Origin of the sequence: Streptomyces acidicola, assembly GCF_009377235.1 — a bacterium.
GTDB lineage: Bacteria > Actinomycetota > Actinomycetes > Streptomycetales > Streptomycetaceae > Streptomyces > Streptomyces acidicola.
Window position 1 is genome coordinate 104,010 of the sequence record NZ_VMNX01000005.1, and the last position, 15,457, is coordinate 119,466.

General features: G+C 71.9%; 14 protein-coding genes. 10 read left to right on the forward strand and 4 right to left on the reverse strand.

Features of this window, described 5'->3' with window-relative positions; genetic code table 11:
- The first annotated feature begins 51 nt into the window (after positions 1-51).
- The 8 genes from FPZ41_RS03715 (at position 52) to FPZ41_RS03745 (ending at position 9,574) form a co-directional block, all read left to right on the forward strand.
- Positions 52-705 carry a response regulator gene (locus tag FPZ41_RS03715; protein WP_152859032.1) on the forward strand — a complete coding sequence of 218 codons (654 nt, stop codon included), beginning with the start codon at positions 52-54 and terminating at the stop codon, positions 703-705.
- Positions 706-947: 242 nt separating this feature from the next.
- On the forward strand, positions 948-2,276 hold the full coding sequence (locus tag FPZ41_RS03720) for a S1 family peptidase (protein WP_152859034.1): 1,329 nt from the start codon (positions 948-950) through the stop codon (positions 2,274-2,276).
- Positions 2,273-4,624 (forward strand): tetratricopeptide repeat protein, encoded by a 2,352-nt coding sequence (locus tag FPZ41_RS03725; protein WP_152859036.1) that lies wholly within the window; start codon positions 2,273-2,275, stop codon positions 4,622-4,624. Before FPZ41_RS03720 ends, FPZ41_RS03725 begins: the two co-directional genes overlap by 4 nt.
- 270 nt (positions 4,625-4,894) lie before the next feature.
- On the forward strand, positions 4,895-6,283 hold the full coding sequence (locus FPZ41_RS03730; protein ID WP_152859038.1) for a vWA domain-containing protein: 1,389 nt from the start codon (positions 4,895-4,897) through the stop codon (positions 6,281-6,283).
- Positions 6,280-7,389 (forward strand): hypothetical protein, encoded by a 1,110-nt coding sequence (locus tag FPZ41_RS03735; RefSeq protein WP_322619790.1) that lies wholly within the window; start codon positions 6,280-6,282, stop codon positions 7,387-7,389. The genes FPZ41_RS03730 and FPZ41_RS03735 overlap by 4 nt, the downstream gene beginning before the upstream one ends.
- On the forward strand, positions 7,386-8,633 hold the full coding sequence (locus FPZ41_RS03740; protein WP_322619791.1) for an ABC transporter substrate-binding protein: 1,248 nt from the start codon (positions 7,386-7,388) through the stop codon (positions 8,631-8,633). The genes FPZ41_RS03735 and FPZ41_RS03740 overlap by 4 nt, the downstream gene beginning before the upstream one ends.
- Before the next feature lie 90 nt (positions 8,634-8,723).
- Positions 8,724-8,885: a hypothetical protein gene (locus FPZ41_RS47875; RefSeq protein WP_228022412.1), complete on the forward strand. Its 162-nt coding sequence runs from the start codon at positions 8,724-8,726 to the stop codon at positions 8,883-8,885.
- Entirely contained in the window at positions 8,882-9,574 is a 693-nt protein-coding gene (locus FPZ41_RS03745) for a histidine kinase (RefSeq protein WP_228022414.1), read from the forward strand. Before FPZ41_RS47875 ends, FPZ41_RS03745 begins: the two co-directional genes overlap by 4 nt.
- Here the strand turns inward: FPZ41_RS03745 and FPZ41_RS03750 are convergent.
- From FPZ41_RS03750 to FPZ41_RS03765, 4 genes are all read right to left on the reverse strand, one after another.
- Entirely contained in the window at positions 9,487-10,341 is an 855-nt protein-coding gene (locus FPZ41_RS03750) for a hypothetical protein (protein WP_152859044.1), read from the reverse strand. The genes FPZ41_RS03745 and FPZ41_RS03750 overlap by 88 nt on opposite strands.
- Positions 10,342-10,348: 7 nt before the next feature.
- The gene (locus FPZ41_RS03755) at positions 10,349-11,920 is read right to left on the reverse strand and encodes a WXG100 family type VII secretion target (protein ID WP_152859046.1); all 1,572 of its coding nucleotides are present in this window, start codon (positions 11,918-11,920) and stop codon (positions 10,349-10,351) included.
- Positions 11,920-12,324 carry a hypothetical protein gene (locus FPZ41_RS03760; RefSeq protein ID WP_152859048.1) on the reverse strand — a complete coding sequence of 135 codons (405 nt, stop codon included), beginning with the start codon at positions 12,322-12,324 and terminating at the stop codon, positions 11,920-11,922. The genes FPZ41_RS03755 and FPZ41_RS03760 overlap by 1 nt, the downstream gene beginning before the upstream one ends.
- 126 nt (positions 12,325-12,450) lie before the next feature.
- Positions 12,451-12,789, reverse strand: a complete 339-nt coding sequence (locus FPZ41_RS03765; RefSeq protein WP_194235972.1) for a WXG100 family type VII secretion target — start codon at positions 12,787-12,789, stop codon at positions 12,451-12,453.
- Positions 12,790-13,259: 470 nt separating this feature from the next.
- On the opposite strand from FPZ41_RS03765, the gene FPZ41_RS03770 reads away from it, so the two are divergent.
- On the forward strand, positions 13,260-14,153 hold the full coding sequence (locus FPZ41_RS03770) for a glycosyltransferase family 2 protein (protein WP_152859093.1): 894 nt from the start codon (positions 13,260-13,262) through the stop codon (positions 14,151-14,153).
- A gap of 346 nt (positions 14,154-14,499) precedes the next feature.
- A partial coding sequence (locus FPZ41_RS03775) for an AfsR/SARP family transcriptional regulator (protein WP_194235973.1) occupies positions 14,500-15,457 on the forward strand: 958 nt, incomplete at its 3' end.

Here is a 15,457-nt window from a genome sequence, read left to right on the forward strand (position 1 = left end):
GCAGTCCTGAGATGAGCCAGTTCTAAGACGAGGCAGTCCTAAGATGAGTTGATGATCCGAGTCCTGGTCGCCGACGACGAGGCGCTGATGCGCGTGGGAATCCGGCTGATCCTGGAGAACGCCGAGGACATCGAGGTGGTCGCCGAGGCGGGCGACGGCCGGGAGGCCGTCGCGGCCTGCCGCGCCCAGGACATCGACGTCGCCCTGCTCGACATCCAGATGCCGGCCCTGGACGGAATCGCGGCCGCCGAGGACATCGCCCGTCTCTCGCCCCGCACCTGTGTGGTGATGCTGACGGCGTTCGGCGAGGAAGCCAGCGTGACGCGCGCCCTGCGGGCAGGGGCGAGCGGTTTCCTCCTCAAGGACACCGGTCCCGCCGACCTGATCCGTGCCGTGCAGCTCGCCGCGAGGGGAGAGCCGGTACTGGCACCCCGGATCACCCGGCAACTGCTGGACCGGCATGTACGGTCCGGCCGGGACACCGAGGCCGCCCTGGGCAGGATCGAGGAGCTGACCCCGGCCGAACGGGACGTCCTGCGGCTGCTCGGTACGGGCCTGTCCAACGCGGAGATCGCCGACCAGCTGCACCTGAGTGCCGGCACGGTCAAGGCGCACATCAGCCGCATCCTCACCCGCACCGGCTGCGCCAACCGCGTACAGGCCGCCGTCCTCGCACACGACGCCGGGCTGCTTACCGACCGCTGAGAGTGCTCGCCCGGGCTTCCGGCCGGCCGCGGCTCACCTCGTGATGGCGGCTCGCGGCACCCAGGTCCTGGACCCGCGCCGGCTCCGCACGGACCGTGCCGATGGCCTCCGCGAGACCGACCGGTTCCGTATCCCCCATGTCAACACACCGCCGACTTCCGTTGATTGACCGATTGATCGACCAATCGAACTTGGTCCGAAGTCTAGGGACGTACGTTGCTCCGCGCGTAGTCTGAGGCGGTATGGGGGAACTGCGTGCCGACTGGAGACTCAGGCTGCGGCGCGAGGACGCGTACGGACCCATCTGTGGTGCCGGCGTGCTCGTCGACCAGTACACGGCACTGACCTGCGCACACGTGGTGGGCAGGCCGGACGCCGTGATGTGGCTGGAGTTCGCGGAGAACAGCGGCCTCGAACCGGTGGCCGCACGCGTCCCGCCCGGCGGCTGGCTGCCGAAGAGCGAGGGCCGCGAGGACGTCGCCGTACTGCGCCTGGACAGCCCGCGCCCACGGGCGCGCCCGGCCCCGCTGGAACCCAGGCTGTGGAGCGGCATGGAGGTGTACGCGACCGGCTACGCGGAGGGCTTCGACGAGGGAATGACCCTGTGGGGCCGTGTCGCCGGGGCCAGCGGCGAGCGGGTGCAGCTCGACGCCGTCACCAGGGCGGAGGTGGTGCGCAAGGGCTTCAGCGGCGCCGGCGTGTGCACCCGGCCGCACGAAGGACGTCCCGCCCGCGTGGTCGGCCTCGTCGTCAGCTGGCGCGGTGACATGGGCGCGTTGCTGCCCGAGAACAACCGGCTCGCCTTCTCGTATCTGATCCCCATCGACCGCATCGCCGAACTCTCACCAGCCATAAGGGAGTTGAGCAGTCCGGCAGCATGGGATCACGGCTTCGAGAAGCGGCTGGCCCGGTGGTTCGACGATCCGGACGAGGACCCGGTGAAGATCACCGTGGTGTCCCCGGGCAGCGGCAAGGACCGCTCGCTGCGGCATCTGCTGCACCGCGCCCACCTCGTCTGCCGCGGCGGCGGTTCCAGCAGGCCGGACCTCGCCGACCACGCCCTCAGCCACATCGACTTCCCGCCGGGCCAGTACCTGGCGTACTGGGACTGGCTGCTCGGCACCAAGCCCCCGCCCGCGCAGGTGCCCGCGCTCGCCCCCGGCCGCCAGGTCACCGTCCTCGTCGACGGACTCGACGAGGAGCCCGAGCCGGGTCCACTGATCGAACTCCTCGCCCGGCTGCGGGTGTTGGGTTTCCGGTTGCTGCTCGTCTTCCGTCACGAGGGCGGCACCGGCTGGAGCGCGGCCCGCGACGACCTGCTGCGGCCCGCACTCCTCGGCCACGCGGACGCGCTGCTCGCCCGACTGGAGCGCGCGGAGTTCAGCCGGGCGGTCCGTTTCGACGTCGTCGACAGCGCCTCCCTCGGTTCCGTGTCGGAGACGGCCGACCGGCGCCGGGGCGAGCGCCGCGCAATCGACGACCTGACGGACCCGCAGCAGCAGCTCGCCCGGTCGCGCCGGCTGATCAGGACCCTGCGAGCCGACCTGGGACGCTCCGGAGGACGGTCATGAAGAGCTCCGCCCGGCCCGGGCAGGAGGACGACGAGAAGACGGCGGTCTGCCCGCACCGGCGCTTCACCGGAGCCCCCTGCGGCGGCACCCTGCTGCCCACCGGCCACTGCGCCGAGTGCGGCCGCGCGAAGAACGGCCCCGGGCTGCCCGCCCTGCCCGAGGACCCACGGGACTTCGGCCCGCACGAGCTCCTCGCACTGCCCGAGCGCGCGCCGCGCCCCGCACAGGAACGCCTCATCCATCCCGAGGCGTCGCTGCGCATCCGCATGAGCTGCTCGTCCTCCGGGTGCGGCATCACCTTCGCGCCGCCCTACACCGTGGGCCCGGTGCCGATGGAGGGCCACTGCCCGGCCTGCGGCGACCCGTACTCGTACCGGCCCGAACTCGCCGGGGGCGATGTGCTGCGCGACCAGTACCGGATCATGGGCCCCATCGCGCACGGCGGCCAGGGCTGGGTCTATCTCGCCGAGGACACGCATCTCGGTGACGTCGTCGCCGTCAAGGGACTGCTCAACCGCTACGAGCAGGACGGCGCCCGGCTCGCCGACGTCGAACGACGCAACCTGGTCGCCATCCGCCACCCCCGCATCGTCCAGATCCGCGACTTCGTCGCCCGCCGCGACGACACCGGGCAGGTCACCGGCGGCTACATCGTCATGGACGACGTCGGCGACGGCACCCTCGAAAAGGTCGTCGAGGAGACCCGGCGCGGAGAGTCGGTCCTCGACATCGAGCACGTCGCCGCGTACGGCTGCCAGATCCTCGAAGCCCTGGTCCATCTGCACGCCGGCGGCGAACGGGTCTTCGTGTACGGGGACATGAAGCCCTCGAACGTCGTGCACCACGGGGACGGCGTCAAGGTCATCGATCTCGGCGGCATGCGCGAGCAGGGCCAGAGCCAGCCGCCCGCCCATGTCACACCCGACTACATGGCGCCCGAGACCGGGTCCTCGGCCGTGCCCACCGTCGCCCACGACCTGCACACGGTCGGTGTCACCCTGCGGGAACTCGCCGGCTGGGCCGTCGACGAGGTACCCGGCCTCGGCACCGCCTCCTTCCGCGGCGTCGTCGCGCGCGCCACCCGGAGCGACCCGGGGCTGCGCTTCGCCGACGCCCGCGAGATGGCGGCCCAACTGCGGGGCGCACTGCGGGAGATCCGGGCGCTGCGCGGCAAGACCGACCCGCCCGAGCCCTCCGACTACTTCTCGCCGTCCCCGCAGCTGCTCGGCGCCCGGCTCGGCACGGTGCCGGGCATCGAGCACTGGCTGGACCGCCCCCGCCGCGACCGGTACGCGCCGCCCGTGGCCCCCGCCCTCGACCTCGGCGCGCCCACCCCCACCGAGATCGCCCGCTGGCTGCCGGTGCCGAGGCGTTATCCGGGCGATCCGCAGACCGCGCGGTTCGAGGTGAGCAGCGGCTACGACCCGGGCCAGCTCCTCGGCCAGGAGGGCGAGAAGCCGCCCTCGGTGGAGATCCGCCTCCACAACGTACGCGTCCTGCTGGGCCGGAACACACGGGAGGACCTGGAGCGGGCCCAGGAGGAACTCGACACCGCCGACTCCCTTCCGGGGCCGTCCGCCGTGCGCCGGTGGCGGCTTGAGTGGCACCGCGCCCTGGTCGCGCTGCGCCGCGCCGACCTCGACGACGCCCCACGGCGGGTCGCCGAGGCCAAGACCCACTTCACGCGGGTCCGCCTCGAAGTGCCCGGCGAGTACGCGCCCAAACTCGCCCTCGCCTACTGCGGGGAGCGGCTCGGCGACGACACGGCCGGGCCCAGCGCCAGGGAACTGTACGAGGCGGTGTTCGCCCGCAACCCCGCGCACGGCGGCGCCGCCCTCGGCCTGGCCCGGCTCGCGCTCCGCGCGGGAGACCGCCGGGCGGCCCTCGACGTGCTCGGCCGGGTCCGCCCCGGCACCCTGGACCACACCGTCGTGCGCATCGCCTCCCTGCGCATCCGCGCGGCCCGGCTGCCCGGAGACGGCGATCCGCTGCCCGCGCCCACCGAGGTCGACGCGGCGCTCGCCGAACTGGACGCCCTCGTACGCCAGAAACCGGGCGCCGGCGAGCCGAGCCTGTCCGAGGACGAGGCACTGCGCCTGCGCACCGAACTGGACGAATGGAAGCTGGACGCGCTGTACAGCAGCAGCGACCGGCCCGGCCCCCGGGGAAGAGGCGCCGGACGGCTCGACGCTCGCGGCCTGAGGCACCTGAGCGCGCAGGAACGCGGGCTGCGCGAACGGATCGAGGCGCACTACCGGCAACTGGCCGCACGTCACCGGGAGTCGGCCACCGCCCACGAACACCTCGTGGACCTCTTGCACGCGGTACGACCTCAGACCGTGTTCTGACCGCACAGCAGGGACCGACCGCACAGCAGGGACCGACCGCACAGCAGGGACCGACCGCACGGCAGCGACACCGCACGGCAGCGACACCGCACAGCGGCGACACCGTGCGGCAGCGAGACCGCATGGCAACGACAGACCGCATGGCAACGACAGACCGCATGGCAACGACAGACCGGACGGCAACGACAGACCGGACGGCAAGCGAAAGCCCGCACGGCCCCCCACCCGGGTCCGGACGGTGACGAAGGGGAAGGAGCGGTGACGTACGACATGAGCAGCCACACCCGGCCGACGCAGCCGGACATCCGGCTGCACGTCGACCTCGACGGCTACCTGCGCCCGCACCGCAGCGCGAAGATCGAGGCACATCTGAGGGTCGAGGTGGCCGCCACCGGCGCTCCCGCCGATCTGCCCGCGGTCGAACTCGCCGTGGTCATCGCGGTGGATGTCGCCGAGCCCCTCAGGGCGGCCGTCCGGCACGCCCTGCCGGCCGCACTGCGCGCCCTGCCCGACGGCATCTCCTTCATCGTGCTCGGCGGTGGCCCCGAGCCCGTCGGGTGCTATCCGCGAGGCGGCGCCGAGTGGGCCGTAGCCGACGAGGACGAGAAGCGCCGGGCCGTCTTCGCCGCGGGCGCGGTCCCGCTGCACCGGGACGGTCCGCGCCCCGCCGGGTACGCCCCCTGGGCGGCCAGGTCACGCGCCCTGCTCGCCGGCCGCCCGCTGTCCGTACGCCATCTGCTGCTGATCACCGACGGGTCCAGCGCCCCGGGCGAGACCCGTCTGGAGGAGGAACTGGACGCCTGCGCCGGACACTTCACCTGCGACGTGTTCGCCGTGGGCGCCGACTGGACGCCCGACCCCCTGCTGACCCTCGCAGAACGGCTGCACGGCACCGCCCAGTTCGTGGACGACGGCCTCGGCCGGGAGATCACCGCCGCCATCCGGCGGCTGCGCCGGGTGCACGCGCCCCAACTGCCGGTCGAGGTGACCGTGCGGCCCTCGGTGCGTCAGGTCGCGCTGAGCGAGAAGGCGCCCCGGCCGCACCGTCTGCGCGGACTGTCCCAGCCCGGCGGGCCGCGCCACTGGAGCTTCCCGACGTACCAGTGGGAGCAGGGCCGTCGCGACTACCTGCTCACCCTCGTCGCCGACGCCCACGCCGACCCGCTGGAGACCGACCTGCAGTTCGCCATGGTCTCCATCGGCGATGTCCACGCGCCCGTCACCGCCCGCTGGCACCGCCCCCGGCGGCCACCGCCCCACGTCCCCGCGGGCAGTGACGGCGTGTCCACCCTGAAGGCCACCGCCGTGATGAGGGACGCCCTGCGCCAGGGACTCACCCTCTGGGAACACCAACCTGACGCAGCCAAACGCTACTTGGGGCAGGCCGCACGCCTGGCGGTGCGGCTCGGCGAGGACTGGGTTCTGCGCGAGATCGGTCTGGTCGCCGACATCGAGGACGCGGCCTCGGGGCGGGTCCAGCTGCGACCCGCCGTCGCGGCCGACACGCTCGGCTCGATGATCCTGCGCGCCGGGTCCCTACCTGGCGCACCGCTGCCGGACACCGCCGGTCCGCAGCAGGGTCCGCGCTGCGGTCACTGCGACGCCCCGGCCGGGAGCGAGGCCCGTTACTGCATCGTCTGTGGGGAGAAGCTGCTGTGACGACCGCACGCGCCGCCTCCTGGCGCAGTTACTCGCCTGCCGCTTTCTGGCGCAGGCGCCTGAGCCCCTTCCGGACCCGTCGGCTGCTGCAGGCGCACCTGCTGGTCCTGGCGGTGTGCGCGGCCGTGGGAGTGAGCGCCCTGCTCGTCTCCTGCCGTCAGGTCCTGGACGGCACCGAGGCGGTCGCGTCCCGCGAGGCGTCGGCCGTGCAGGGGCTCGCCGCCGCTCGCCTCGCGGTGCTGCGCGCCTACGAGGAGGCCGATGACCTGGATGACCGGGAGGCCCGTGACCTGGATGACCGGGAGGCCCGTGGCCTGGATGACCGGGATGACCTGACACTCGTCGGCGTCGCGGGCCTGGGCGAGACCTACCGGGCCCAGCTCTCCGCCGCCGACCAGGGCCTGTCCCGGATCGCGGACCGGACGGACCAGGACCTCGGCACCGTCAACGGTCTGCTCGCCTCCTACAGCAACTCGATCAACCTCGGCACGGCCATGTACCGAGACCGGCCCCTCATGCGGCAGCAGAAGCTCGAAGAGGCGCACTCGCTGCTCACCCGCCCGGACGTGGGACTCGTGCCCCGCCTGGACGAACTGCGGCGGATACAGATGAGGCACGCCGAAGCCACCGCCACCATGGGGTGGCTGCAGCGCGGCGGCTGGTGGCTCGCCGAACTCGCCCTGGCGGCCCTGGCGCTGACCCTGCTCTCCGCGCTGTTCGTGCTGCGCGACCGCTGCGGCCGCGACTGGACCCCGTATCTGCTCGTCGCCTTCGCCCTCACCGTGCTGCTCGCGGTGGTCCCGCTGCTGACGATGTTCTCCGCCCAGGACGACCTCGACGGCGCGGTCGGGGATCTGCAGCAGATCACCTTGGTCTCCCGGCAATCCTGCGACGGGCCCTCCCTGCGATCCTGCAGCGTCGATGCCCTGGCCGAGGCACAGCAGACCGTCACGGAGAAGTCCGAAGACATCCGGCGGCAACTGGCCGATGAAACCTGGACCGACCGGGTGTACCAGGGCACCCTGACCGGCGGCCTCCTGGTCGTCGTCCTGCCCGTGGTGGGGCTCGGTCTTCGGCTCGACAGCGACTACGGGAGGCGACCGTGACCCGGCGTTTCAAGGTGCTGGCGCTCCTCACGGTGCTGCTGGTCTGTGCCGGCAGCCTGGTGGCGGTCTGGGCACGGCCGGACGACGAGCCGGTGACCATCCTGGGCCCGTGGACCGACGACCAGGAAAAGCAGTTCAAGGAGCTGTTGGACGGCTTCGGCATCCCCTTTGAGTACCAGGGCACCGCGGCCCAGCGCGAGGTGCTGCTGTCCAAGGTGCAGTCGGGGGAGCCTCCGGACATCGCGATCATGCCGGGCGTCGGCGAACTCGCCGAGTACGCGGAGCAGCAGCGCCTCAAACCGCTGAACGGCTACTACGAAGAGGAGGAGTACGGCTCTCCCTGGAACGCGGCGAGCACGCGCCGCGGACACGTGTACTGGGTCCCGGTCAAGGCGGACCTGAAGAGCATCGTCTGGTACCGCGAGGGCAACAAGCCCGCCAACTCACCGGCACCGATGGAGAGCTGGTGCATCGGCATGGGGGAGGACGGAGCCTCCGGTTGGCCCGGCAGCGACTGGATCGAGGACCTCGTGCTGCAACGGGAGGGCCCGGGCGTCTACGGGAAGTGGGCGCGGGGGGACGACGACGTGAAGTGGACCGGGAACGCGGTGCGCACCGCATGGGAGGCGTGGGCCGGCCTGCTCCAGCAGAACAGGAAGGCGGCCGAGCACGCCCTGCTCACCGATCACCGCGGTGACCCCGAACGCAACGGACTGCTGTTCGAGGGCCGGGACGGGTGCACCCTGGAGCACCAGGGCTCCTTCGCCCGCTCCTTCTACCGGGGGGAGCGCAAGCACGCGCGCCTGAAGGACTCCGCTCCGCTGCTGCCCGGAGGCCCGTACTCGGTCCGCGCCCACCAGGTGACCGGCGACTTCGCCGCGCTGTTCAGCAGCAGCCCGCGGGCCCTGGACCTGATCAAACGGCTGGCCTCCCGCAAGGGCCAGCAGGAGTGGGCCAAAACCGCGGACGTCTTCTCGGCGAACCGCCAGGTGCGGCCGAAGGACGGCCCGGCCGAGCGCGACATCGCCAAACGGCTCACCGGTGACGTCCCCCTCTGCCTGGACGCCTCGGACGTCATGGCACCCGCTGTGCGGGACGCCTTCTACGAGGCCGTCCTGCTGACCATCGCCAGGGCCGCCGCCGACGAGGACCTCGACATACGGGGCCTCCTCGAAGACGTACAGCAGGTGCAGGAGGCGCAGCCCTCCAGACACGCGGCACCGCGGACGGTGTGCAGTACGTGATGAGCGCCGCACGGCCTTCGGTTTTGCGTGAGCGCCGAAGTCATGGGCGCGGGCCGCGAGTTGACCACTTGGTGTCGTAGCCTGTCGGCCATGGTGCGCCGCTTACTGGCCCTGCCGTGGATACACACGGTGTACGACGTCGCTCTCGCGGTGCTGGTGGTCTATATGACCTCGTCCTACGACCAGGCCTTCGACCCGGTCATCGGTGGGGCGATGGCCCTGGTGCTGTTGTTCCGCCGCACCGGCCGATGAAGGTGATGTGGCTGGTCACGGGGCTTGCGCTGATCCAGTCCGTGCTGGCGACCGCCCCGGCCATGTACGACGCGGCGCTGCTCATCGCGATGGTTTCGGTGGTCACCCATGCCCGGTCGATGCGGGACGCCTACACGGCGGGCGCGATCGTGCTGCTGGGCGTGGTGGTGACTTTCGGCGGGCTCCTGCCGTTCGGCGAGGAGTTGGGCGAGAGCGTCGGCGACATCGTCGCCATCGGCGGTGTCTGTGCGGCCGTGTGGCTGACCGCCATGGTGCTGCGGACACGCCGGCTCTACGTGGCCAGTCTGGAAGCGCGTGCTGCCACGGCCGAACGGGAGCGTGAGCACCTGGTGCAGATCGCGGCGGCCGAGGAGCGCGCGGAGATCGCCAGGGAGCTGCACGATGTGGTGGCCCACAGTCTGGCGGTGATGATTCTGCAGGCCGACGGGGCAGGCTACGCCCTCAAGTCGGATCCCGACAAGGCTGGTTCGGCGCTGAAGGCGATCGCCGACACCGGCCGTGACGCGCTGGAGGACATGCACCGGATCGTGCGAGTCCTGCGCGCGGCGGCCGGGCCTCCGCCGACGCGTCGCCGGGTGCCTCAGCGCACCACCACCATCAGCGTCTTCGTCACGGAGAACTTCTCGCTCTCGGGCGACGTGGGCTCGCTGTCGTACCCGCAGCGGTAGCAGCCGAAGAGCTCGACCGTGGTCGTGCCCTTCTCCCGGGCGGTGAAGCTGTACCAGTCCTGCCGTTCGGCGGCCGGGTCGCCGGTGGTGTGCGGTGGGCCGGGCTCCAGCCCTGCCACCGCGCCGTCCGGCTCCCCGGTGACCTTCCAGGTGTAGCCCGGCTGGTTGGAGTAGCGGTTGGCGACGAGGAACCGCTCGCCGGGGCGCACGGTGACGGTGCCCGCGAAGTCCCCGTCGAACTTGCGGGACTCGGACGGTTCGTACGCCTCGCTGTACGCCCCTTCGGCGTCCTTCGTCACGACGGTGCCCTGGATGGTGTCCTTGACCTCGACCGGGTACGTCATGGTGCGGTCGCCGTCGGTCTCCTTCAGCACGATGCGCGCCGAGCCGGTCTTCAGCGCACGGAACGTGAAGTAGTGCGTGCCCTTGACGGTCTTCTCGCCCTGGGCGCGCAGCACCTTGCCCGACTCGCCCGCGTCGGCGACCTCCCAGTCCGCTGCGTCGCCGCCCGGGCGGACGTGCAGCGAGAAGTCGTGCCCGGTCAGCACCGTGGTCCGGACGGACTGGGAGGCGACGTCGATCTCCCCGTCCGGGCCGCGCTCCACCCCGTGCAGCGGCTTCGGGATCCCGCAGCACACCTCGTCGTCGGACACGGTCTCGTATCCGACGAACCCGAGCCCGCCCAGGACAACTACCGCGACACCGCCGGTGACGCCCCAGAAGGTCTTTCCCCTGCGCATCCTGCGCATCTCGCCCATCCCGCGCATCACCGGCTCACCTCGGCAGGTGGACGCCCGTGGCGTCCGGGAATCGCTCGTCCGACGCCTTGTCCATGTTGCCGTTGACGAAGTCGTCCTCACTGACCCAGGTGGTCTGGCCCCACGGGTTGTGCACCTGGAGCATGCCGTTCTCGGCGCCGATGATGACCAGGGCGTGGCCGCCGTCGCCGGTCGTCTTGATCGGGACGGGCTTGCCCTCCGCGACGGCCTGCTCGATCTCGGGCAGGACGCCCCGGCGGTCGTCGGCGCTGCCCAGGTCCTGGCGCTCGTAGTCGGCGCCCGTGGGCGAGTTGAGCTCGTTGTCGGCGACCTCCGACCAGCCCTCGTCGTCCATGCCGGTGGGCGGGCCGTTGTTGAAGAAGCCGCCCCTTTCGCCGTCGCCGTCGTCGTGGACGCGGTGCTGCTCGTCCACGAGGCGCTCGCGGAACGCGTCCGGATCGTCCTCCTGGCCGTCGGGCCCGCCGGTCAGCTCCAGCGCGTAGACCGGGTCGACCATGGCGCGGGCGTTGACGGTGGAGGAGGCCACGCAGCTGGCCTCCTGGCCGTCGCCGCCCTGGATCCACTGCTGGCCCTTGAAACTGTTCTGCGTCGTGTCGTAGACGGGGTTGCCGTTCGCGTCCACCTCGGTGACCACCGGGGTGAGATGCCGGGCCAGCCATGCCTCGTCCTTGCCCGCGATCTTCTGGCTGAAGTCGCCGAGGCTGTCCATGTCGTTCCCGGCGGCGAGCGCCTTCATCAGGTACGCCCGCTCCTCAGGTGAGGCGGACGCGTCCAGCATTCGCTGGAACTCGGCGCGGTCCTCCGCGCTCATGCTGTTCAGCCGCTCGCCGGCGCGCTCCAGGTCGTTCGTGGAGAGGATCTCGTTGTACTCGCGCGCCGCGCTGTTCTCGTCGACCATCGCCGTGTCGGCCAGCATCAGCTTGTCGACCGGACTCACGCACGCGTCCAGATGACCCGAGCGGGCCTCGGAGGCAAGCTTGTTGAGGTCGCGGGCCGCCGCGCGGGCCGCGTCGTCGGCGCGGACCGCCGCCGCGTGCCGGGCCCTGGCACCCGCGAGGGCTATCTCGCGGGCCCGCTCCTTCTCCTCCATGTCCTCGCCCGTCTCCACCCAGTCGAAGACTCCGTCCGGGCCGCCGAGCACGTTCCGCGCCCGGCGCAGGTCGACAAGGCCCGGACCGTCCTCACGCTGGGCGGCACGCACGCCGTCGGCCAGGCACTCCAGGGCCTTCTTGCCCTGCCGGAACGCCTCGGTCATCTGCTCGGCGGCACGCCCGGCCGCCGCGACGACCTCCTGGGCCGTCACGCTCGCCATGCCCTCCCACGCCTGCGGGAGGTCCTTGCTCGCGACCTGCTCGACCGGCTCCTCGACCTCGAACTGGCACTGGTCGGCGGCCTTCTTGTAGGAATCGGCCGCTGCCTCGATGGCGTCCGGGTGCCCCTTGGGCCCGGCGACGGCCAGTGCCTTTTCGATGGCCGCGATGAGATCGTTCTTCGAGTCCGCGTCCTCGATCGCGTTGACCGCGTCGGCGAGTTCGGCCCGTCGGGTGGTCGTGTCCTCGCCCGCCATCAGCCCCGTCCCCCCGTCGTCCGCGTCACCATTCCGCGTACGGCCATGATCTCCGCGACCGCGGACAGCCAGCGCGCCAGCGTCTCGTCGTCCTCGACCGTGCGCCGCACGCTCGCCCCGGCCTCCAGCCATGCGCGGACCGTGCTGCCCGCGTCCTCGCCCGGAACGGGCTCGTCGAGGCCGGCCGCGTACGTGGCGCCGCCGCCGCGCACGATCTTCGCCAGGAAGGCCACGGCACGCGGATACACCCCCGCCCGCCCCAGCACCACGGCCGCGCCCACGGCGCCGTCGCCGAAGAGAGCCGTGCGCATACGGCTCCCCTCGCCCAGCCCGAACCGCAGCAGCGTCGCGATGTCGAGTTCCGCCAGCTCGTCGTCCGTTTTCACGGCGTTCGCAGCACTCATGCTCTGTCCCCGTTGTCCCCGGAAAGTCCCGGAAGTTCTTGTGCGGTCCGGACGTGCTCGTGCCGTCCGGACGTCCTTGTGCAGTCCGGATGTTCTTGTGCGGCCCGGAAGCCCCTGTGCCGTCCGTCAGTTGAAGTCGGAGAGGCCCGCGTAGGAGGGCGCCGCACGGCGCAGCGACTCCTCGGCGCCCTGCTCGGCCGCGCCGTAGTTGCGGGTTGTGGTGTTCAGCTTGCGGGAGATCTCCCGCAGCGCGTCCCGCAGCACCGTCGCCTCCCGCTGCCACGCTCCGGCGAAGGCGTCGTAGGCGGGGGCGGCCTCCTCGCCGCCGAACGCGTCGGGGGACGAGCACTGCTCCTGCGGAATCGTCGACTTGATCGCGTCCAGCTCGTCCGCCGCCTTGTCCAGCTTGCCCGCGGAACCGCCGACCTCCTCGGTACGGACCCCGTACCCCGTCGGACTGCTCATGTGGGTCTCCCCCGTTTCCCCCGTCATACGTACACCGAACGGCCCGTAAGGCTAGTTGAAGGAGACGACATCAAGAACATACGTACGGGTTTCTCCGCAACGCGCATACGGTTTCCCCCCCGTTCGCACCGGACCGGCCACGGAGTGCCCGCTCGTGGGAGCCGCCGCCGCGTCGGCGCCCGGTACCTCGCCGCCCGCCTGTGGTGAGCCTGCAACGCGTTTGTGGAACAAAGTGAACCAACCAGTGTGAATCGCCCTCTTCGTTGACGGCTGGTGTGGTGCGCGGCTGGCATCGTGGTGCGTCGTGCCGCTGACAGCCAATCAGCGACAAACAATCAGTGACAGCCAACCGGTGACAGCCGATCGGTGACGGAACGAACAGTGGCGGAACGAACAGTGCCGTCCTCGGGGACGTACTGGACGGTGGCGCCCGATGGACAGTCGAACGAGACGAGGTGGAACTGGTGGAGCTGGTGGAGCCCCGGATTGCCGTCGCCGTCGTGACCATGGGGAACCGGCCCGCCGAGGTCGACGCACTGCTCGTGTCCGTAGCCAAACAGGACCTCGCGCCCGAGCGGATCGTGATCGTCGGCAACGGCTGTCCGCTGCCCGACTTCGCCGAGCGCCTCGGCCTGCCGGGCGCGGTCACCCTCATCGAGACGGAGGAGAACCTCGGCTGCCCGGGCGGCCGCAACGTCGCCCTGAGGCGGCTCAGGGAGTTCGGGGACGTCGACGTCGTCGTAGAACTGGACGACGACGGCCTGCTCGTCGACGCGGACGTGCTGCGCGGCGTACGGAACCTGTACGCCCGTGATCCGCGGCTCGGCATCGTCGGGTTCCGGATCGCGGACGAGACCGGGGAGACCCAGCGCCGCCACGTCCCGAGGATCGGGGCGAAGGACCCGCTGCGGGGCGGCCCCGTCACCGGGTTCCTCGGCGGAGGGCATGCGCTCTCCCTGGCCATGCTCGCCGAAGTCGGGGACTGGCCCGCCGAGTTCTTCTTCGCGCACGAGGAGACCGACCTGGCCTGGCGTGCCGTCGACGCCGGGTGGACCGTCCTGTACGCACCTGAACTGCTGCTCCAGCACCCGAAGACCTCGCCCGCCCGGCACGCCATCTACTACCGCGTGAACGCCCGCAACCGCGTCTGGCTCACCCGCCGCAGGCTGCCGCTTCCCCTCATCCCCGTCCACCTCGGCGTGTGGGTGCTGCTGACGCTCGTACGCGTCCGGTCGTGGGGCGGCCTGCGCGCGTGGTTCGCCGGTTTCGCGGAGGGCTGGCGGCAGTCCGGCGGCGAACGGCGGCCCATGCGGTGGCGCACGGTGTGGCGGCTCACGCGGCTGGGACGGCCACCCGTGATCTAGACGATCACCCATCTCCCAGGCGTCGGACATCGGGTGTCGGACATCGGGCGTCGGCGTTGACCGGTGGGCTTCGGTATTCAGCATTCGCCATTCGGCCAGGCGGACATGCACGAAGGCCCCGGTCGCTCCCCCTCGGCGACCGGGCCCCGCGTGATTCCGGTTCCAGCCGCCAGCGGCGACACTCCCCCGAGTTACGCGTTGTACGCGTGCACCGTCGGGGCCGGAACCGATGTAGTGATCACATCAGGCGGCGCCAACGGATCGCTAACATGTGGCCAACGGGCGGCGCGAAGCCGTCGTGAGGCGCGGCGCGTCGAGGTCGTGCGGGAAGGCAGCGGGCGGTGCTATGCGGGACGGGCTGCGGTTCGGACCGCAGGTGAGGCCACGGTTCGGGCTGCTGGGGCCGCCGGTCCTGTACGGCGCCGACGGCGCCGTACGGCCCATCGGCAGCGGCAAGATGCGCGCCCTGTTCGTCGCCCTGCTGCTGGAGCCCGGCCGGGTCGTCTCGGTCGAGGCGCTCAAGGACGCGCTGTGGGGCGGGGCGCCGCCGCCGTCCGCGCAGGCCTCCCTGCAGAACCATGTGACGAGGCTGCGGCGGCTGCTGGACGACCCGGAGCGGCTGCGGGCCGTTCCGCCGGGGTATCTGCTGCGGGTCGGCGAGGGCGAGCTGGACGTCCGTGTCTTCGAGGGACACGTGGTCGCCGCCCGCTCCGCGCAAGCCGAACGGGACTGGGGGCGGACACTGCGCGAGGCCACGGCAGCACTCGCCCTGTGGCGGGGTGCCCCGCTCGGCGGGCCGACGGAGGAGGACTTCGGCGGACAGGCCCTCGCCCAGCGGCTGGAGGAGGCGCGGCTTCTGGTCCTTCAGTGGCGGTACGAGGCGGAGCTGGGCCTCGCGGGGCACCTCGGCGGGGGAGCGCGAGCCGAGGGAGCGGTGACCGGGGGTGCGGAGCCCGGGGGAGGAGGGGATGGGCGAGAGAGGGCCACGGCCGGCCAAGGGCACGCCCGACTCGCCGCGCTCGCCCCCGAGTTGGCCGCACTCGTTGCCGAACATCCGCTGCGGGAGGCGTTCCACCGGCTGCTCATGCTCGTCCTGCACCGCACCGGCCGTCAGGCCGAGGCCCTGGCCGTCCACCGTGACCTGCGCCTGCGCCTGATCGAGGAGCTCGGCGTGGAACCGGGCCCGGCGGTGCGCGACGCCCACCTGAAGGTCCTCCAGGAGGAGATCGCCGAGGCGCCGCCTGCCGGCACGCCCGACGCGCCCCGTCCCGCCCCGGCGGGGCCACCGCGCCCTGCCCAGCTCC